At 61.0% G+C, this 20,032-nt stretch carries 15 protein-coding genes and 4 tRNA genes; 18 read left to right on the forward strand and 1 reads right to left on the reverse strand.

The features are described from left to right. Nucleotides 1-159: 159 nt before the first annotated feature. The 17 genes from AC3WRD_RS12295 (at nucleotide 160) to AC3WRD_RS12375 (ending at nucleotide 18,278) form a co-directional block, all read left to right on the forward strand. Complete coding sequence (locus AC3WRD_RS12295; protein WP_102621531.1) at nucleotides 160-2,811, forward strand: motility hub landmark protein FimV; 2,652 nt, start codon at nucleotides 160-162, stop codon at nucleotides 2,809-2,811. Between the two features lie 151 nt (nucleotides 2,812-2,962). After that, nucleotides 2,963-3,787 carry a tRNA pseudouridine(38-40) synthase TruA gene (truA, locus tag AC3WRD_RS12300; RefSeq protein WP_173861340.1) on the forward strand — a complete coding sequence of 275 codons (825 nt, stop codon included), beginning with the start codon at nucleotides 2,963-2,965 and terminating at the stop codon, nucleotides 3,785-3,787. A gap of 64 nt (nucleotides 3,788-3,851) precedes the next feature. After that, nucleotides 3,852-4,466 (forward strand): phosphoribosylanthranilate isomerase, encoded by a 615-nt coding sequence (locus AC3WRD_RS12305; RefSeq protein ID WP_096821201.1) that lies wholly within the window; start codon nucleotides 3,852-3,854, stop codon nucleotides 4,464-4,466. A 192-nt stretch (nucleotides 4,467-4,658) separates the two neighbouring features. Next, nucleotides 4,659-5,579, forward strand: a complete 921-nt coding sequence (gene accD / locus AC3WRD_RS12310; protein ID WP_096821202.1) for an acetyl-CoA carboxylase, carboxyltransferase subunit beta — start codon at nucleotides 4,659-4,661, stop codon at nucleotides 5,577-5,579. Beyond that, entirely contained in the window at nucleotides 5,576-6,883 is a 1,308-nt protein-coding gene (gene folC, locus AC3WRD_RS12315) for a bifunctional tetrahydrofolate synthase/dihydrofolate synthase (protein ID WP_102621533.1), read from the forward strand. The genes accD and folC overlap by 4 nt, the downstream gene beginning before the upstream one ends. Continuing rightward, nucleotides 6,867-7,541 carry an SPOR domain-containing protein gene (locus tag AC3WRD_RS12320; RefSeq protein WP_102621534.1) on the forward strand — a complete coding sequence of 225 codons (675 nt, stop codon included), beginning with the start codon at nucleotides 6,867-6,869 and terminating at the stop codon, nucleotides 7,539-7,541. The genes folC and AC3WRD_RS12320 overlap by 17 nt, the downstream gene beginning before the upstream one ends. Before the next feature lie 98 nt (nucleotides 7,542-7,639). Then, nucleotides 7,640-8,200, forward strand: a complete 561-nt coding sequence (locus AC3WRD_RS12325; RefSeq protein WP_007956464.1) for a CvpA family protein — start codon at nucleotides 7,640-7,642, stop codon at nucleotides 8,198-8,200. 41 nt (nucleotides 8,201-8,241) lie between these two features. Further along, the gene (gene purF / locus AC3WRD_RS12330) at nucleotides 8,242-9,747 is read left to right on the forward strand and encodes an amidophosphoribosyltransferase (RefSeq protein WP_007956466.1); all 1,506 of its coding nucleotides are present in this window, start codon (nucleotides 8,242-8,244) and stop codon (nucleotides 9,745-9,747) included. Nucleotides 9,748-9,827: 80 nt separating this feature from the next. Continuing rightward, nucleotides 9,828-11,039, forward strand: a complete 1,212-nt coding sequence (locus AC3WRD_RS12335; RefSeq protein WP_102621535.1) for an O-succinylhomoserine sulfhydrylase — start codon at nucleotides 9,828-9,830, stop codon at nucleotides 11,037-11,039. Beyond that, the gene (locus AC3WRD_RS12340) at nucleotides 11,036-11,812 is read left to right on the forward strand and encodes an SDR family oxidoreductase (protein WP_096821206.1); all 777 of its coding nucleotides are present in this window, start codon (nucleotides 11,036-11,038) and stop codon (nucleotides 11,810-11,812) included. The genes AC3WRD_RS12335 and AC3WRD_RS12340 overlap by 4 nt, the downstream gene beginning before the upstream one ends. A 90-nt stretch (nucleotides 11,813-11,902) precedes the next feature. Next, nucleotides 11,903-11,978 (forward strand) — tRNA-Val (locus AC3WRD_RS12345). A gap of 55 nt (nucleotides 11,979-12,033) precedes the next feature. Next, a tRNA-Asp gene (locus tag AC3WRD_RS12350) sits at nucleotides 12,034-12,110 on the forward strand. A gap of 93 nt (nucleotides 12,111-12,203) precedes the next feature. Next, a tRNA-Asp gene (locus tag AC3WRD_RS12355) sits at nucleotides 12,204-12,280 on the forward strand. Between the two features lie 422 nt (nucleotides 12,281-12,702). Beyond that, nucleotides 12,703-15,534 (forward strand): xanthine dehydrogenase family protein molybdopterin-binding subunit, encoded by a 2,832-nt coding sequence (locus tag AC3WRD_RS12360; protein WP_102621536.1) that lies wholly within the window; start codon nucleotides 12,703-12,705, stop codon nucleotides 15,532-15,534. Next, nucleotides 15,527-16,066: a (2Fe-2S)-binding protein gene (locus AC3WRD_RS12365; protein ID WP_102621537.1), complete on the forward strand. Its 540-nt coding sequence runs from the start codon at nucleotides 15,527-15,529 to the stop codon at nucleotides 16,064-16,066. Before AC3WRD_RS12360 ends, AC3WRD_RS12365 begins: the two co-directional genes overlap by 8 nt. Before the next feature lie 2 nt (nucleotides 16,067-16,068). Then, the gene (locus AC3WRD_RS12370) at nucleotides 16,069-17,304 is read left to right on the forward strand and encodes a c-type cytochrome (protein ID WP_102621538.1); all 1,236 of its coding nucleotides are present in this window, start codon (nucleotides 16,069-16,071) and stop codon (nucleotides 17,302-17,304) included. A gap of 2 nt (nucleotides 17,305-17,306) precedes the next feature. Then, entirely contained in the window at nucleotides 17,307-18,278 is a 972-nt protein-coding gene (locus AC3WRD_RS12375; RefSeq protein WP_102621539.1) for an XdhC family protein, read from the forward strand. A 51-nt stretch (nucleotides 18,279-18,329) separates the two neighbouring features. Here the strand turns inward: AC3WRD_RS12375 and AC3WRD_RS12380 are convergent, their stop codons facing one another. Continuing rightward, nucleotides 18,330-19,613: an NAD(P)/FAD-dependent oxidoreductase gene (locus AC3WRD_RS12380; protein ID WP_102621540.1), complete on the reverse strand. Its 1,284-nt coding sequence runs from the start codon at nucleotides 19,611-19,613 to the stop codon at nucleotides 18,330-18,332. Between the two features lie 184 nt (nucleotides 19,614-19,797). On the opposite strand from AC3WRD_RS12380, the gene AC3WRD_RS12385 reads away from it, so the two are divergent. Further along, nucleotides 19,798-19,874, forward strand: a tRNA-Val gene (locus AC3WRD_RS12385). The last annotated feature ends 158 nt before the right edge of the window (nucleotides 19,875-20,032 follow it).

Here is a 20,032-nt window from a genome sequence, read left to right on the forward strand (position 1 = left end):
GGCCAGATCACTTGATGACGTAACACCCTCCGGGACATTCCGGGGCATCAAAGAAATGATCGCGCGCGGCATGCTGTCGTCGTCGCGCGCAATGCCTTACGGCAGCGACAATCAACATCTTCTCGCTGGCCGAGGAACGTTCAAACAAAGGAAGAGGCTATGGTTCAAGTTCGCAAACTGGTGTTAGCAATAGCGGCCGCCTCGGCGCTGTCCTCCGGTATGGCGCATGCCCTCGGGCTCGGGGAGCTGACCCTGAAGTCGACCCTGAACCAGCCGCTGGTGGCGGAAATCGAGCTGCTCGATGTCAAGGATCTGACCGCTGCCGAAGTGGTACCGAGCCTGGCCTCGCCGGAAGATTTCGCCAAGGCCGGTGTCGATCGCCAGGCCTTCCTCAATGATCTGACTTTCACTCCGGTGCTCAACGCCAGCGGCAAAAGCGTGCTGCGTATTACCTCGAGCAAACCGCTGTCGGAACCGATGGTGAAATTCCTCGTGCAGGTGATGTGGCCTAACGGTCGACTGCTGCGCGATTACAGCGTGCTGCTGGATCCGTCGAAGTTCTCGCCGCAGACCGCCGATGCCGCCGTTCAACCGGCGCCGACGCAAACCATCACCGCGCCGACCACGGGTGCAACGCATTCGACCCATACCACCACGCCACGCGACACCCTGTGGGAAATCGCAGCGAAGGCGCGTACTGGCGGTTCGGTCCAGCAGACCATGCTGGCGATCCAGGCCCTGAACCCGGATGCGTTCATCGGCGGCAACATCAACCGCTTGAAAACCGGTCAGGTGCTGCGTCTGCCGGATGAGGTGCAAAGCACCGCGCTGCCGCAATCCAAAGCCATTGCCGAAGTGGCCGCGCAGAACGAGGCCTGGCGTCAGGGTCGTCGTTATGTGGCCAAGCCAGGCACCGGTCAGCAGCAGCTTGATGCGACCAACCGTGGCCGCGCCAACACCGGTCCTGCCAAGAATGCCAAGGACAACCTGAGCCTGGTCTCGGCTGAAGGTGCCAAGGGTCGCGGCAAGGGCCCGGCCGGCGACGCCAAGGCCTTGAGCAACAAACTGGCGGTGACCCAGGAAAGCCTCGACACGACCCGTCGTGACAATGCGGAACTGAAAAGCCGCATGACCGATCTGCAAAGTCAGCTGGACAAGCTGCAACGCCTGATCGAACTGAAGAACAATCAACTGGCGAAGTTGCAGGCCGAAGGGTCCGCTACTGCGCCAGCTCCCGCAGCCGCCGCACCTGCGGTTTCCCCGGTTCCGGCGATCACCGCCGAACTGGCCGCCACGCCACCGGCCACCCCGGCAGAAGCTGCACCTGTCGCGCCTGCGCCGGAGGCCGTTTCTCCAGCACCGGTTGAGCCAGTGGTCGAGTCGAAGCCTGCCGCCGATGATGAGAAAACCTTCAACGAATTGCTGACCAACCCGATCCTGCTGGGTCTGGTCGGTGGTGGTGCGGTGGTGCTGTTGCTTCTGTTGTTGCTGCTGGCTCGCCGCCGCAAGGCTCAGCAGGAAGCTGAAAAGCACCTGCGCATGGCTCGGGCGCTTGAGGAGCAATCGTTCGCGCCTGAACTCGATCTGCCGGAAAGCAGCTTCGAAGGCCTGGAAGTGCCGGCAGCGAGCGTCAAACTCACGCCAGCACCAGCAGCGGCGCCTGTTGCCGCTGCGGTGGTGGCTCCGGTCGTGATGGCCGAGCCGATCGCCGCGCCGCTGGTGGCCCCGGCGGCCGAGCGTTCCGACGACGTGCTGGACAAGGCGCAGTCGCACATCGACGGCGGTCGTCTGAATCAGGCCGCCGCATTGCTGGAAGAGGGCGTCAGCCTGGAGCCGCAGCGCAGTGACCTGCGTCTGAAGCTGATGGAAGTCTACGGTCGCCAGGGTGATCGCGATGCCTTCGTCGGTCAGGAGCGTCAGCTGGTCGCCAACGGCGATAACTTTGCCAAGGTCGAAGAGCTGAAAAGCCGCTTCCCGGCCATGGCGGTTGTCGTGGCGAGTGGTCTGGCCGCTGCTGCCATTGCTGCTGAACTGGACGCGGAATACGTCAAGGACCTGCTGCTCGACGAGCCTGAAGTGCCTGAAGCGCCTGCTGCCGCGGAAGACGATCTGGACAGCGCTTTCGACCTGAGCCTGGATGATCTCGACAACATCACACCGGTGGAGCCTGTTGCTCCGGCCGCGGCTGTCGAGCCTGAAGCGCCGGTCGAGCTGGACGAGTTCCCGGCGGATGACGATCTGAGCTTCGAGTCGGTTCTGCAGCAGCAGACCGAGATCAAGGAAAACCTCGACGATCTGTCTGATTTCGACCTGGATCTGGATCTGGGTGCCGATCCTGCGCCTGTACCGGTTGAACTGGCTGACGACGACTTCCTGCTGGATCTGGACGAAGGCGTGAAGGATCTTGCGCCGGTCGAGCCGCCGGTCGTGGCCGAGCCGCCGCTGGATGATCTGGAGCTGCCAGCCGATTTCGACCTGTCCCTGGCTGACGAAATGGATGCGGCCCCGGCCGAGCCGGATGCATTCGCTGCGGAGCTGGATGACGTCAACGCTGAACTGGATCGCCTGTCGGGCAGCATCAACGAGCCAAGCTTCACTGAGGCCGATGCTGCGTTGGGTGGCGATCTGGGTGAGGATGACTTCGACTTCCTCGCTGGCACCGACGAAGCTGCCACCAAACTCGATCTGGCGCAGGCCTACATCGACATGGGCGACAACGACGGCGCGCGTGACATCCTCAAGGAAGTGCTCAGCGAAGGTGACGACAAGCAGAAGAACGAAGCGAAGGAGATGCTTTCGCATCTGGCCTGAGTCAGCGTTCAGCGATAAATAAAACGGCAGCCCTTCGAGGCTGCCGTTTTTGTTTGGGTCTGGTATCCCCGGTTCGCCGCCTTATAATGCCCGCCTTTGTAGATCAGCAGGCTGTACCGACTTGGCAAACATAGATAACCCGGCCGCCGAAATGGCCCCCGAAGGCTTTTTCCGCGTCGCCCTGGGCGTTGAATACAAGGGTTCGCGCTACAGCGGCTGGCAGCGCCAGTCCACAGGCGTGCTCACTGTGCAGGAAACCCTGGAAAAAGCCTTGTCGAAGGTTGCCAATTCGCCGATCTCGCTGCAATGCGCCGGGCGCACGGACGCCGGCGTGCATGCCTGCGGGCAAGTCGTGCATTTCGACACCCAGGTCGATCGTTCGCTGAAAGCTTGGGTCATGGGCGCCAACATCAATTTGCCCCATGACATCAGCGTCAGCTGGGCGAAGGTCATGCCAGCGCACTTTCATGCGCGATTCAAGGCCATCGCCCGGCGTTACCGCTACGTGATCTACAACGATCAGATCCGCCCGGCGCATCTCAATGAAGAAATCACCTGGAATCACCGTCCGCTGGACGTGGAACGCATGGCCGAGGCCGCGCAGTACCTGATCGGTACTCATGATTTCAGCGCGTTCCGTGCCGGGCAGTGCCAGGCGAAGTCGCCGATCAAGAAGATGCATCACTTGCGCGTGACCCGTCACGGCAAAATGATCGTGCTGGACATCCGCGCCAACGCTTTCCTGCACCACATGGTGCGCAACATCGCCGGGGTGTTGATGACGATCGGTGCCGGCGAGCGCTCGCCGGAGTGGATGAAGGAAGTACTGGAGAGCCGCGAGCGGCGCTCCGGCGGTGTCACGGCGCATCCGTTCGGGCTGTATCTGGTGCAGGTCGAGTACCATGACGAGTTCCCGTTGCCCGAGCGTTTCATCGGGCCACATTTCCTTACGGGTTTCTCGGAACTTGACGGCTGACGCCCTCGAATGCATTTGTTACCATCCGGGACTTTCCCGGATTTGCCCTGAGGTTTTTATCGACATGTCGGCCGTTCGCAGCAAGATTTGCGGGATTACCCGCATAGAAGATGCGTTGGCAGCCGTCGAGGCCGGGGCCGATGCCATCGGGTTTGTGTTCTACGCCAAGAGTCCACGGGCGGTAACCGTTCAGCAGGCGCGCGCGATCATCGCTGCATTGCCGCCGTTCGTGACCACGGTCGGGCTGTTCGTCAATGCCAGTCGCTGCGAGCTCGGGGAAATCCTCGATGCCGTGCCGCTGGATCTGCTGCAATTTCACGGTGATGAATCCGTCGCCGACTGCGAAGGCTGGCACCGGCCTTATATCAAGGCCCTGCGGGTCAAGGCGGGCGATGACATCGCCGCCGCCTGCGATGCCTACCCGAGCGCCAGTGGCGTGCTGCTCGATACGTATGTTGAGGGCGTGCCCGGTGGAACCGGCGAGGCGTTCGACTGGTCATTGATTCCGCAGGGTTTGAGCAAGCCGCTGATTCTGGCCGGCGGGCTGACACCGGAGAACGTCGCCGATGCCGTTGCCCGGGTGCGGCCATACGCGGTGGATGTCAGCGGTGGGGTAGAGGCGAGCAAGGGCATCAAGGATCACGCAAAGATTCGGGCGTTCATCAACGCCGTACGTTGATGTGACGGCTGGCAGACTGCCGCCGTCCACAGCTCTGTAGAAAAGAGGCTGAGGGTCTTTTCGGGTTGTACGCAGGTCAGTTCCGCTGACCCGGCAGCCCAGACGATCATCGCCACACATGAATTTAGCTGAAGGGCATACGCGGGGCCGCGAACCAGAGCGTTCGGGCCGCCGGTACTGGAGAAAGAAAGCATGAGCAACTGGTTGGTAGACAAGCTGATCCCTTCGATCATGCGTTCGGAGGTCAAGAAGAGCTCGGTGCCTGAAGGCCTGTGGCACAAATGCCCGTCCTGCGAGGCTGTGCTGTATCGTCCGGAGCTGGAAAAGACCCTGGACGTTTGCCCTAAATGCAACCACCACATGCGCATCGGCGCACGTGCGCGCATCGACATTTTCCTGGATGCCGAAGGCCGTGCCGAACTGGGCGCTGACCTGGAGCCGGTTGACCGTCTGAAGTTCCGCGACGGCAAGAAGTACAAGGATCGTCTGACCGCTGCCCAGAAGCAGACCGGCGAGAAAGACGCACTGATTTCCATGAGCGGCACCCTGCTGGGCATGCCGGTGGTGGTTTCGGCGTTCGAATTCAGCTTCATGGGCGGTTCCATGGGCGCCATCGTCGGTGAGCGCTTCGTGCGCGCCGCCAACTACGCCCTGGAAAACCGTTGCCCGATGATCTGCTTCTCCGCCTCCGGTGGCGCGCGAATGCAGGAAGCCCTGATCTCGCTGATGCAGATGGCCAAGACGTCGGCCGTACTGGCGCGTCTGCGTGAAGAAGGCATTCCGTTCATCTCCGTGCTGACCGATCCGGTCTACGGCGGCGTTTCCGCCAGTCTGGCAATGCTGGGCGACGTGATCGTCGGTGAGCCGAAAGCCCTGATCGGCTTCGCCGGTCCGCGCGTGATCGAGCAGACCGTTCGCGAAAAACTGCCGGAAGGTTTCCAGCGCAGCGAGTTCCTGCTGGAGCACGGTGCAATCGACCTGATCATCGACCGTCGTGAACTGCGTCCACGTCTGGGTAATCTGCTGGCGCAACTGACCGGCAAGCCGACCCCGACCTTCGTTGCTGCGCCGATCGAGCCGATCGTCGTTCCGCCGGTGCCTGCCAACGTATGACCGAGCGCACCCTTGGCGAGTGGCTCGCCTACCTTGAGCAGTTGCATCCCTCGGCCATCGACATGGGGCTGGAGCGTTCGCAACAGGTAGCGTCCCGCATGGGGCTGGGCCAGCCGGCGCCTCGGGTGATTACGGTCACCGGCACCAACGGCAAAGGTTCGACCTGCGCTTTCGTGGCTTCGTTGCTGCGGGCGCAGGGCCTGAGCGTTGGTGTCTACAATTCCCCGCACCTGCTGCGTTACAACGAGCGGGTGCAGCTCAATGGCGTCGAAGCCACTGATGCACAGTTGTGCGAAGCCTTCGCGGCGGTCGAGGCCGGGCGGGGCGAGACTTCCCTGACTTACTTCGAAATGGGCACCCTGGCGGCGTTCTGGCTGTTTCAACAGGCCGGGCTCGATGCGGTGGTGCTGGAAGTCGGTCTGGGCGGGCGTCTGGACACGGTCAACGTGGTCGATGCCGACATCGCGCTGGTCACCAGCATCGGTGTTGATCATGCCGATTACCTGGGCGATACCCGCGAATCCGTGGCCTTCGAGAAGGCTGGGATTTTCCGTCAGGGCAAACCTGCACTGTGCGGCGATCTGAATCCTCCACAACCTTTGCTGGACAAGGCGCGCGAGCTTGCTTGCCCGTTCTTCCTGCGTGGGCGCGATTTCGATCTCGGCATCACTGATCAATTCTGGCAGTGGCGTGGCACTGATGCTGACGGTCAGGTCGTAGAGCTGCGTGATTTGCCGCTGCTTGACCTGCCGATGGAAAACACCGCGCTGGCCTTGCAGGCTTATCTGCTGCTCGGGTTGCCTTGGGATGCTCAACAGATTGTTGCGGCCTTGCAGGCGACTCGCGTGGTCGGTCGTCTTGATCGCCGTTCGTTCGAGTGGAATGGCAAGCGTCTGAACCTGTTGCTGGATGTCGGTCATAACCCGCATGCGGCGGAGTACCTGGCCCGGCGTCTGGCTGCTCGTCCACCGGTCGGCAAGCGCCTGGCTGTGTTCGGCCTGTTGGCGGACAAGGATCTGGACGGTGTGGTCGGTGAATTGAATGCCAGCGTCCAGCATTGGGCGGTGGCGCCGCTGGATTCGCCGCGTGCGCGTCCGGTGGCTGAATTGAATCAGGCATTGCAGAACCTTGGCGCCTCGGTCACGTCTTATGACAGCGTGGCGGCCGCTCTGGAAGGGCAGTGTGCAGTGGCCACCAGCGACGACGAGATCTTGCTGTTCGGATCATTTTATTGTGTCGCCGAGGCCCTTGAATGGCTGTCTCGGCGCTCCACGGAGGAAGCAGCAAATGGCTTTGCTGGATAAGGCGTACAAGCAACGCATGGTCGGTGCCCTGGTGCTGGTGGCGCTGGCGGTGATTTTCCTGCCGATGCTGTTTTCCCGTCAGGACGAACAACGTCAGGTGACCGTCGAGGCGCCGGCTGCACCGCAGGCACCCGCCGTGGCGCAGATCCAGATGGAGACAGTGGCAGTGCCTGAGCCGCAGGTTCTGCCGCAAGAGCCTGTGCCGAGCGATGACGAAGTTGCCGAGCAGACGGCGCCAGCGGCACCGATTGCGCCTGCGCCTGCGCCTGCAGCTCCGGCTCCTGCGCCCGTAGCCAAACCGGTTGCGGTTCCGCCGGCACCGGCTCCCGTGGCCAAACCTGCCGCAGCCCCGGCCCAGCCGATCGCTGCGCTTTCTGCCAAACCGGATACTACCCAGAGTCGCGTCGACGCCAATGGCTTGTCGGTGAGCTGGTCGGTGCAACTGGCCAGTCTGTCGAGCCGCGCCAGCGCCGAAAGCCTGCAGAAGACCCTGCGCAGTCAGGGCTACAACGCTTACATCCGTTCCGCCGATGGCAAGAACCGGGTGTTCGTCGGTCCGCTGATCGAGCGCGCCGAAGCCGATCGTTTGCGCGATTTGTTGAGTCGCCAGCAGAACCTCAAAGGGTTTGTGGTGCGCTTCCAGCCCGAGCGTGGCTGAAAACTATCACCTCGATTGAAATGCACTGACATTCGCAGCTTACCGACAGCCCTGCGCTCTGCTAAAATGCGCCGCCTTATCCGTCTGTAGGCTGCACTGTGCCATTTACCTGGGTTGACTGGGCGATCGTTGCAATCATCGCCATCTCCGCATTGATCAGTTTGAGCCGCGGCTTCGTCAAAGAAGCATTGTCGCTGGTGACCTGGATCATCGCAGGAGCTGTTGCCTGGATGTTCGGTGGCTCATTGTCCGAGTACCTCGCCGGATACATTCAAACGCCATCGGCTCGTGTGATCACGGGCTGTGCCATCATGTTTGTCGCCACACTGATCGTGGGCGCAATGATCAATTATCTTATCGGCGAGTTGGTTCGCGTCACCGGGTTGTCCGGGACCGATCGATTCCTCGGCATGGCCTTCGGCGCTGCGCGTGGCGTGTTGCTGGTGGTCGTGGCGGTCGGGCTGCTGAGCCTGGGGCCGGTACAGCAGGACGGGTGGTGGAAAGAATCACAGCTCGTGCCAAAGTTTCTATTGGTCGCAGACTGGTCCAAGAACCTGATTCTCGGGTGGAGCAGTCAGTGGCTTGCCAGCGGAATCAGCGTACCCGCTGATATTCCGTTCAAGGAGCAACTCTTGCCGTCGGCCAAAACGCCTCAGTGAGTGTTGTTCAGTTCAGATCCATTAAGTAGGGGTTGCGTCGCATGTGTGGCATCGTCGGTATCGTCGGTAAGTCGAACGTCAATCAGGCGCTGTATGACGCGCTAACCGTGCTCCAGCACCGCGGCCAGGACGCTGCCGGTATCGTGACCAGCCATGATGGCCGGTTGTTCTTGCGCAAGGACAATGGCCTGGTGCGTGACGTGTTTCAGCAGCGTCACATGCAGCGCCTGGTCGGCCACATGGGTATCGGTCACGTCCGTTACCCGACCGCCGGCAGCTCGACGTCGGCCGAGGCTCAGCCGTTCTACGTCAACTCGCCTTACGGCATCACTCTGGCGCACAACGGCAACCTGACCAACGTTGAACAGTTGGCCAAGGAAATCTACGAATCCGATCTGCGTCACGTCAACACCAGCTCCGACTCGGAAGTGCTGCTCAACGTGTTCGCTCACGAACTGGCCCAGCGCGGCAAGTTGCAGCCGACTGAAGAAGACGTGTTTGCTGCGGTGACCGACGTGCACAATCGTTGCGTCGGTGGTTACGCCGTCGTCGCGATGGTGACCGGTTACGGCATCGTCGGTTTCCGTGACCCGCACGGCATCCGTCCGATCGTGTTCGGCCAGCGTCACACCGACGAAGGCGTCGAGTACATGATCGCTTCCGAAAGCGTTTCGCTGGACGTGCTCGGCTTCACCCTGATCCGCGACCTGGCACCGGGCGAAGCGGTCTACATCACTGAAGACGGCAAGCTGCACACTCGTCAGTGCGCGACCAACCCGTCCCTGACACCGTGCATCTTCGAACACGTCTATCTGGCGCGTCCGGATTCGATCATCGACGGCGTGTCGGTCTACAAGGCCCGTCTGCGCATGGGTGAGAAGCTGGCCGAGAAGATTCTGCGCGAGCGTCCTGAGCACGACATCGACGTGGTCATCCCGATTCCGGATACCAGCCGTACTGCCGCACTCGAGCTGGCGAACCATCTGGGCGTGAAATTCCGCGAAGGCTTCGTCAAGAACCGTTACATCGGCCGTACCTTCATCATGCCTGGCCAGGCTGCGCGCAAGAAATCGGTACGCCAGAAGCTCAATGCCATCGAGCTGGAATTCCGCGGCAAGAACGTGATGCTGGTGGACGACTCGATCGTTCGCGGCACGACCTGCAAGCAGATCATCCAGATGGCCCGCGAAGCCGGTGCGAAAAACGTCTACTTCTGCTCGGCAGCTCCGGCTGTGCGCTTCCCGAACGTGTACGGCATCGACATGCCGAGCGCTCACGAGCTGATCGCGCACAATCGTTCGACTCAGGATGTCGCTGACCTGATCGGCGCTGACTGGCTGATCTATCAGGACCTGCCTGACTTGATCGAAGCGGTCGGCGGCGGCAAGATCAAGATCGAAAACTTCGATTGCGCGGTGTTTGACGGCAAGTACGTCACCGGCGACGTCGATGAGGCTTACCTGAACAAGATCGAACAGGCACGCAACGATGCCTCGAAGGTCAAGACCCAGGCGGTCAGTGCGATCATCGATCTGTACAACAACTGAGTTTCAACCGGCCCTTAGGGGCCGGTTTTGTATCTGGCAAAAGACTTTTATTTATCGAGAACAGGGCAAGGAGTGACAGCATGAGTCAGGAATGGGATGCCGGTCGGCTGGACAGCGACCTTGAAGGCGTAGCGTTCGATACCCTGGCCGTACGTGCCGGTCAGCACCGTACGCCGGAAGGCGAGCACGGTGATCCGATGTTCTTCACTTCCAGCTACGTGTTCCGTACCGCCGCCGACGCCGCTGCGCGGTTTGCCGGGGAAGTGCCGGGCAACGTTTACTCGCGTTATACCAATCCGACCGTTCGCTCGTTCGAAGAGCGCATTGCTGCGCTGGAAGGCGCCGAACAAGCCGTAGCCACGGCGACTGGCATGGCTGCGATCATGGCGGTGGTGATGAGCCTGTGCAGTGCCGGCGATCATGTGCTGGTGTCGCGCAGCGTGTTCGGTTCGACCATCAGCCTGTTCGAGAAGTACTTCAAGCGTTTCGGCGTGGAAGTCGATTACGTTCCGCTGGCAGATCTGTCGGCCTGGGATGCGGCGATCAAGTCCAACACCAAACTGCTGTTCGTCGAATCTCCGTCCAACCCGCTGGCTGAGCTGGTGGATATCACCGCGCTGTCGGAAATCGCTCACGCCAAGGGCGCGATGCTGGTGGTCGACAACTGCTTCTGCACGCCGGCGTTGCAGCAGCCGCTGAAGTTGGGCGCAGACATCGTTGTGCATTCGGCCACCAAGTTCATCGATGGCCAGGGCCGTTGCATGGGCGGCGTGGTTGCCGGTCGCAGCGAGCAGATGAAAGAAATCGTCGGCTTCCTGCGTACCGCCGGGCCAACCCTGAGCCCGTTCAACGCCTGGATCTTCCTCAAGGGTCTGGAAACCCTGAATCTGCGGATGAAGGCGCACTGTGCCAACGCCCAGCAACTGGCCGAGTGGCTGGAGCAGCAGGACGGCATCGAAAAAGTGCATTACGCCGGCCTCAAGAGCCACCCGCAGCACGAACTGGCCCAGCGTCAGCAGAAGGGCTTCGGTGCGGTGGTCAGCTTCGAGGTGAAGGGCGGCAAAGAGGGCGCCTGGCGCTTTATCGATGCGACCCGTTTGATCTCGATTACCGCCAACCTGGGTGACAGCAAAACCACCATCACTCACCCGAGCACCACGTCCCACGGCCGTCTGGCGCCGCAGGAGCGTGAAGCGGCGGGGATTCGTGACAGCCTGATCCGCATCGCGGTCGGTCTGGAAGACGTCGCTGACCTGCAAGCCGATCTGGCGCGCGGTCTGGCGGCGTTGTGATCGAGTTGTCCACTCCGAAGACGGGCACCCATGGCCGCGTTGCGCTGGTCACGGGTGCCGCTCGCGGTATCGGTCTGGGGATCGCGGCGTGGCTGATCAGCGAAGGCTGGCAGGTGGTGCTGTCGGATCTGGATCGGGTGCGTGGTTCCAAAGTGGCGAAAGTGCTGGGTGAGAACGCCTGGTTCATCGCCATGGACGTGGCGGATGAAAGCCAGGTGGCGCTCGGCGTCGCTGAAGTGTTGGGGCAATTCGGTCGTCTGGATGCGTTGGTGTGCAACGCGGCGGTGGCCGATCCGCACAACATCACGCTGGAAAGCCTGGATCTGGCCTACTGGAATCGGGTGCTGGCGGTGAATCTCAGTGGTCCGATGTTGCTGGCCAAGCATTGTGCGCCGTATCTGCGGGCGCACAACGGGGCGATCGTCAATCTGGCCTCGACCCGTGCGGCGCAATCGGAACCTGATACCGAAGCCTATGCGGCGAGCAAGGGCGGCTTGCTGGCGTTGACTCACGCACTGGCGATCAGTCTCGGGCCGGAGATTCGCGTCAATGCGGTCAGTCCGGGCTGGATCGATGCGCGGGATCCCTCTGCGCGCCGCGCCGAGCCTCTGACCGATATCGATCATGCCCAGCATCCGGCGGGCAGGGTAGGGACGGTCGAGGACGTGGCGGCGATGGTGGCCTGGCTGCTGTCGAAGAATGCCGGGTTTGTGACGGGCCAGGAATTCGTGGTCGACGGCGGCATGACCAAGAAGATGATCTACTCGGAATGACATGTTTTTGTCTTTTTGAGAAAAACTTCAATCCTGCTATTGACTTAGGTTCGCTACCTGCGTAAATTTCGCGGCCTCGGAGATGCAAACGGGTGATTAGCTCAGCTGGGAGAGCGTCTGCCTTACAAGCAGAATGTCGGCGGTTCGATCCCGTCATCACCCACCACTCCCCGAGAGACTTGCGAAAGCAAGAGGTAGGCTGAAAGTGCCTCCACCGACGCGCAGCGGTAGTTCAGTCGGTTAGAATACCGGCCTGTCACGCCGGGGGTCGCGGGTTCGAGTCCCGTCCGCTGCGCCATATTTAACGAGTCAGACACTGTCTGGTTCGCGATTGAAAAGCACCGAAGCTTTCAGTCAAACGAGTTACTTGAGCGTCAGCTCAAAGCGATACGCAGCGGTAGTTCAGTCGGTTAGAATACCGGCCTGTCACGCCGGGGGTCGCGGGTTCGAGTCCCGTCCGCTGCGCCATATCTGTTTCAAGGACCACTGAACGCCTTGAAACACCGAAAACAACCTTTGGTTGATTCGGAATCGATAGCAAAGACCCTGGTCGAAAGACCGGGGTTTTTTGTGTCTGAAATTTGACCTTTCCCAAATTCCTGCCCTTTTGTCCAGCGACGAACGCCAGCTGTGGCTCGTTCGATGCCGCCGGAAAATCTCCCCTGCGTCTATGGGCCACTGCGATGCAATGCCGCATTGATTTTTGATTCTTTAGTCAGATTTTTGTAACTGGTTGTTTGCTGCGAGCGCAGAAACCTTTAAAGTTAACCTTTCGGTCAGCTTTGCACTGTCATCACGTCCTTTGTTTAGCCAAAAAGGGCTTCTGCAAGACTCGAGATTCCCAGTAGATAACCAGAAGGGCGGATCCATAACCGCCCAGAGGATGATCCATGTCCAACCGTGAAATATCCCGGCGCTCGTTCCTTCAGGGCGGGCTGGTGGCGGGTGTGAGCGTTACGCTCACGCCGCTCAGCAGTCAGGCGCTGGCTGCCTTGATGGAAAACAGCGTGACCGTGCCGTCCGAGCAGTGGCTCGGCAACAACGGCAAGGCGCGCCAGCGTAACGATGCCTTGTCCAAGGTCTGCGGCAGCAAGGTGTTTGCCCGCGACATCCGCTCCAAGGACATGCCGGGCTGGCCCCAGCAGCAAGGCCGCGCCATGTTGCTGAAAACCATCAAGGCCGACCGAATCTACGATGGCTATGACCTGTCGTGGCTCGGCGCCGATTTGCAGCCTGATCGCATCGTCACCGCTGCCGACCTGGACAAGGACGGCATCGTATTCCCGGAAGAGCACGCTCCGGATCCCTTGCTGCCTGAGGGCAAGGTGCCGATGTTCATCGGTCACCCGGTCGCGATCCTGATCTGGAACGATTTCGAGCGTTTCCGTCAGGCCAAGAACAAACTCAAATTCAATGACAAAGCGATTCGTTACGGTGCGAAAGTGCCGTTCTACGAAGGCGATCCCTATGGCAGTTTCCGCTACGTGCGCGTCGGCGGCCCGACCTCGGCAGATGAAGACGAGTTCGCCAGCCTCAAGGATTCGATCCTGTTTCCGATGCTGAAAAACCGTCGCCCGGTGTGGAATTCCCAGCCGAACCTGCACGGCAACCTGACCGAGCGCGGCCTGTTCTACGCCGATCGCATGAAGAAAGAGATCGACACCCCACCGGACAACTGGCTGGTGTTCGACGAGCGTTACAAGACCCCGTCGATCGAGCCTGCCGCGATGGAGCCGGACAACGGCAACGGCTGGTACGACCCTGCGACCAAGACCTTGCATTTCGTTGTCGCCACCCAGTGCCCGCTGGAGGCTGCAACCGAGACCGCGAAGATGATCTCGCCGTCGCGCTTCGGCCTGGCTAACCTGAACATGCACCCGGGTTACACCGTCGGTTACGGCTCCAAGGACCACAACATTTTCGTCTACTACGCGGCCCTGGCGGCGTTGTATGGCGCGGGTGTGCCGATTCGCTTGGCCAACGACCGCTACGAGCAGTTCCAGAGCGGCATCAAGCGTCACCCGTTCGACATTCGTTACCAGTTGGCGGTGGACAAGACCGATCACAGCTTCAAGATTTTCCGCGCCGAAATGAGCGTCGATGGTGGCGGTCGGATCAACTACAGCCCGTCGGTGGCTGCGGTTGGCGCAACGGCGGCTCAGTCGATCTACTACATGCCGCAGAACGATCTGCAAGTTACCGCCTATCACTCCCGCGGGGTTGAAGCGGGTTCGATGCGCGGCTACGGCACGCTGCAGAGCATGGCTTCCACCGAAATGATGGTCGACGAAATCGCCGACCGCCTCGGTGTCGACGCCATCGATCTGCGCCGCAAGAACGCGCTGCGTTCCGGGATGAAAAACACCCAGGGCGCGATCCCGGCCGGTGCGTTGCGCCTGCACGAGATTCTCGACAAGGCTTCGCTGCACGAAGTCTGGAAGAACCGCGACGCGATCAAGAAACAGCGTGAAGCAGCGGATCCGGACAACTGGTATGGCGTGGGTTTCGCCATTTGCCAGAAAGACTTCGGCACCGGTTCCGAAGCGCCGATGGCCAGTATCGAATTCACCGCTGAAGGGCGCATTTCCCTGCGCCATATCGGCATCGAGATTGGTACCGGCATGTCCACTTCGCAAGCCCTGGTGGTCGCTGATTTCCTCGGCAGCCCGGCGCACGACGTGAAGACCGGCGAGACCGAATGGAAGGAAATGCAGCTGGTCACCGCCGGCAACCCTTACATCATGAGCCAGGCTGAGCAGGACAACTTCCTGCGCAACCCGCGCTGGGTCGGCAAACTGGCGTCGGCCTCGTCCGCGACCAACTCCGCCTATTACTTCAGCCATGCCACCCGTGAAGCGGCGCGCGTGCTGTTCAACCACGGTTTGTGGCCGGCGGCGCTGGAGATCTGGCGTCAGGGCCCGTACGGCGGCCAGGCCAACCCCTATGTGGTGCGTCGCGAAGATGCGCATTGGGTCGACGGCAAACTCACCGCCAACGGCATGCAGCCGCTCAGCTTCGAGGAACTGGCCAAACGCGCTCACGAGCGCGGTCTGGTCACGGCTGCCACGGTTCATGGTTTCAACCGCTGGAGTTGGGCTGAGGCCGAATACAGCATCGACGGCGTGCGCGAGCGTCTGCCGCTCGACGGTCTGGCCGTGAAGTACGGTGATGGCGCCCCGAAAGCCAAGAAAGCGCAGATGACCAGCGACGGTTTCCATCTGCTGGATCGGCAGAACATCGCCTATCCGGTGGTTCAACTGAACAACGCCGCTGTGACTTACTACAGTCCGGTCGCAACGCTGGTCGAGTTGAAGGTCAACAAAGGTTCGGCAGAAGTCGAAGTGCTCAACCATCACTCGTGGCTGGAGTGCGGTCGGGTGCTGGTCGAAGAATTGGTCCGTGGCCAGCTCGAAGGCGGGATCGCCATGGGCATCGGCCACGCCTTGATGGAAGAGATGCCGCTGTACGAAGGCGGGCCGGGGGAGGGTGACTGGAACTTCAACCGTTATCGCCTGCCGATGGCGCGCCATGTGGCGGTGTGGAAGCAGACGTCGGAAATCCTGCCGCCGCTGTCGCCGAGCGACCCGTCCAAAGGCATCGCCGAAGTGGTGATGATCCCGGTGGTCGGTGCCATCGGTAACGCCGTGGCCCACGCCATCGGTAAACGTGTTCGCGATCTGCCAATCACTGCTGCGCGCATCAAGGAGGCCCTCAATGGCTAACCGTCCGCTTCAACTGACCCTCAACGGTCAAACCGTCGGCCCGGTGGACATCCCTGATGACCTGCCGATGATCGATTACCTGCACGAATACAAAAACCTCACCGGTTCGCGCCTGGGCTGCGGCCAGGGCATCTGCCACGCCTGCGTGGTGATCGTCGACAACCCGGACGGCACTAGCGAAGAAGTGCGTACCTGCATCACCGGCGCGCATTACTTCGAGGGCAAGAAAGTCCGCACCATCGAAGGCCACGCCAAGCGTGACAAGCAAGGCCAGGTCACCGAGCTGAACCCGATCCAGCAGCGTTTCGTCGACGAATTCGCCTTCCAGTGCAGCTACTGCGCACCGGGCTTCGTCAACGCCGCGACCGTGCTGGTGGAAAAGCTGCAACGCCAGCCAATCGTCAAAAGCAAACTGGAACAAGTCATCGAGGACAGCCTCGGCCATCACGTCTGCCGTTGCACCGGGTACGTGCGTTACTACAACGCCACCCGCAACGTGCTGACCGATCTCGGCCTGGTCAAGGAGGGTTAAGCATGAAGCAATTACTGACCCGCCTGACCCTGGCGGTCGGGCTGGCTGTGCCTGTGTTGGCGGTGCACGCGGATGATCAGGTCAAGCGCGGCGAATACCTCGCCCGTGCGGCCGACTGCATGGCGTGCCACACGGCGCCCGGCGGCGCGCCGTTTGCTGGCGGCCTGCCGATCGTCTCGCCGTTCGGCACGATCTACGGCACCAACATCACGCCGAGCAAAGAGCACGGCATCGGTCTGTACAACGATGACGAGTTTTTCGCTGCGCTGACTGAAGGCAAGCGTCGTGATGGCGCCAACCTGTACCCGGCGATGCCGTACACCTCGTATCACTTGATGCCGCGTGCGGATTCGGATGCGATTCACGCGTATCTGAAAACCATCGAGCCGATCGAGCGCGCCGCGCCAGTGACGAGTCTGAGCTTTCCGTTCAACGTGCGTCCGGGTCTGATCGGCTGGAACATGATGTACGGCAAAGCCTTGAAGCTGGAGCCGGCCGAAGGCAAAAGCGACGCCTGGAAGCGCGGCCAGTACATGGTCGAAGTGCTCGGCCATTGCGGCGAATGCCATACACCACGCGGCTTGCCGGGTGCGATGCAACTGGACAAGCGCCTGACCGGCGGCATCCTCAACGGCTATCTGGCACCGAGCCTGCTGGCAACGGATCTGGCGGCGCGCGGCTGGAACCATCAGGACCTGAGCACGTTCCTCAAGCACGGCATGAGCGCTCAGGGCACGATGTTCAACGAAATGTTCCCGGTGTTCCACAACAGCACCCAGGGCCTGAATGATCCGGATCTGGCGGCGATGGCAACATTCCTGCTCGGCGACAAGCCGCCAGCAGCGAAAGAGCTGGCCGAAGTGCCGGTGGAAAAACTCAGTGCCAGCGCTCAACGCGGTCGTCAGGAATACTTGAACGTCTGCGCCGGCTGTCACGCGGCTGGTGGCGAAGGCAAACCGCACATCGCGGTGGCCATGCGCGGCAACACCACGCTGCGTCTGGAAGACCCGCGCAACCTGTTGCGAGTGATCGAGGATGGCATCGGCGAACAGAAATTCGCCGGGTTCGAACACATGCAGCCGATGCCCGGTTTTGCCGACAAGCTCAGTGCCGAACAACTGACCGATCTGCTGAACTACCTGCGTCAGGGTTGGGGTGGTCAGTCTGCTGAATTGGCGGTGGGCGATGTGCAGAAGCTCAAGGCTGACGCACCGTCCATCGAGCACAAGGCGCACTGATCATGCAGCATCTCGATCTGCAGGTTGTGCGGCGGGCGCTGGAGTGGTCGATAGCGGGGCAGCGCATCTGGCTCTGCACCGTGCTGACCACCTACGGCTCGGCGCCTCGCGCGCCGGGTTCACTGCTGGCGGTGAACGACGGCGGACAGTGGATCGGGTCGCTGTCCGGTGGCTGCGTCGAGGAAGATTTTCTCGAGCGTGTCGCCGAAGGTGCATTTCTCGATGCGATCAACGTGGTGCGCTATGGCGAAGGTGACGATCCGCGCTCGCGGGTCAGCCTGCCGTGTGGCGGCATTCTCGATGTACTGGTAGAGAAATTTGACGCCGACTGCGATGTGCAGGCGCATCTGCGTGAGCTTGAATCGGCGTTGCTGGGTCAGCGCCGGTTGATTCGCGAGGTCGATCTGGCCACTGGCGCGCGCAGCGTGTTTGCAGATCGCGAGCAAGGTGCGCGGATCGAGCGTGAAATCGACCGGGTACGGATACGCATCGGTGCTGCTCAGCGTTTGTTGCTGGCTGGATATTCCAGCGTGGCGCAGGCGTGTGCGGAGTTCGGAGTGGGTCTCGGTTTCGAGGTGATTCTCTGCGACCCGCGTGAAGAGGTGCTGGAAGGCGTGGTGCTCAATGGCGTGGAGATTCGCCGGCAATTGCCGTCGGTGTTCATCGCCGATGGTGGTTGCCACCGTGATACGGCGGTGGTGGCGTTGACCCATGATCCGCGTATCGACGATCTGGCGATGATGGAAGCGGTGCGCACAGAAGCGTTCTACATCGGCGTAATGGGCTCGCAGCAGACGTCGCAGAAGCGCTTCGAGCGATTGCGCCGGATTGGCGGGTTGGGGGAGGGCGAGCTGGCGCGGATTCATGCGCCGATCGGCCTTAACCTGGGCAGCAAGACGCCGGCGGAAATTGCTTTGGCAGTGCTCGCGGATATCCTGCGGATTCGCAGCGGGATTGCGCGGGATCAGTTGTGATTTGAGCTGGATGTAAAAAGGGCCGCTTTTCAGCGGCCCTTTTTTTGCGCATTAGAAACCGAGCTTGTCGCGCAGTCCGTAGTACCACGCGCCCAGTGCGGCAAACGGTGTGCGCAGCAATTGCCCGCCGGGGAACGGGTAGTGCGGCAGGTCGGCAAACGCATCGAAGCGTTCGGCCTGTCCTCGCAGCGCCTCGGCCAGTACCTTGCCGGCCAGGTGCGTGTAGGTCACGCCATGGCCGCTGCAGCCTTGGGAGTAATAGATGTTGTCGCCCAGGCGTCCGACCTGAGGTAGGCGCGACAAGGTCAGCAGAAAATTGCCGGTCCAGGCGTAGTCGATTTTCACGTCCTTGAGTTGCGGGAAGGCCTTGAGCATTTTCGGGCGGATGATCGCTTCGATGTTCGCCGGATCCCGGGCGCCGTAAACCACGCCGCCGCCGAAGATCAGGCGCTTGTCGCCAGTAAGGCGGTAGTAATCGAGCAAGTAGTTGCAGTCTTCGACGCAGTAATCCTGCGGTAACAGGGTTTTGGCCAGTTCATCACCGAGCGGTTCGGTGGTGATGACTTGAGTGCCGCACGGCATCGATTTGGCTGCCAGTTCCGGCACCAGATTGCCGAGATAGGCGTTGCCGGCCACGATGATGAATTTGGCCCTGACCTTGCCCTGCGGCGTATGCACGACCGGGTTGGCGCCGCGTTCGATGCGCACCGCGGGTGACTGTTCATAGATAGTGCCGCCCAGGGACTCCACGGCAGCGGCTTCGCCAAGGGCCAGGTTCAGCGGGTGGATGTGGCCACCGCTCATGTCGAGCATGCCGCCGACGTATTGATCGCAGGCCACCACTTCGCGGATGCGGCGCTGATCGAGCAGTTCAAGCTGGGTGTGCCCGAAGCGTTCCCACAAGCGTTTCTGCGATTCCAGGTGACCCATCTGTTTGGCAGTAATGGCTGCGAATACACCGCCGTCCTTCAGGTCGCACTGGATGTTGTATTTGCTGACGCGATCACGAATGATCCGGCCGCCCTCGAATGCCATTTGCCCGAGCAATTGAGCCTGCTTTGGGCCAACGCTGCGCTCGATCACGTCAATGTCACGACTGTAGCTGTTGACGATTTGCCCGCCATTGCGCCCCGACGCGCCGAAACCGACTTTGGCGGCTTCCAGCACGGTCACGCGAAAACCGTTCTCCAGCAGGAACAGGGCCGAGGAAAGTCCCGTATAACCAGCGCCAATCACGCAGACATCCGTCTCCACATCATCTTGCAGGGCAGGGCGTGGTGGTACGGCGTTGGCCGACGCCGCGTAATAAGACTCTGGGTAAGGGGTGTTCGCCATCCTGCAGCCTCTGTTTAATATATTTTACGAGTGCGACGATCCTACCCGAGTTGAAAAACCTCCGCCAGCCACCGGGAAATCTTCTTGCGGCGGGGCGAAATTAAATATTTTGCATATTCATAGGGTTAGGTGAAAAAAAGGTGTTGACACCCCTCCGGAATTCCGTAGAATGCCGCCTCACAGCAGGCACGTAGCTCAGTTGGTTAGAGCACCACCTTGACATGGTGGGGGTCGTTGGTTCGAGTCCAATCGCGCCTACCAAACAAAATCCGCTCTGCTGGGCGGTCTAGAAGGGCTCACCGAAAGGTGGGCCCTTTTTTGTTGTCTGTCGTTTCTTCAGAACGTTCACAAAGTATCGGGTTCGTTCACACTGGGCAATGTGAACGCCTAAAGCGGATGATTTTGTGGCGGTTATACTT

This window comes from Pseudomonas sp. FW215-R2, from assembly GCF_058789255.1.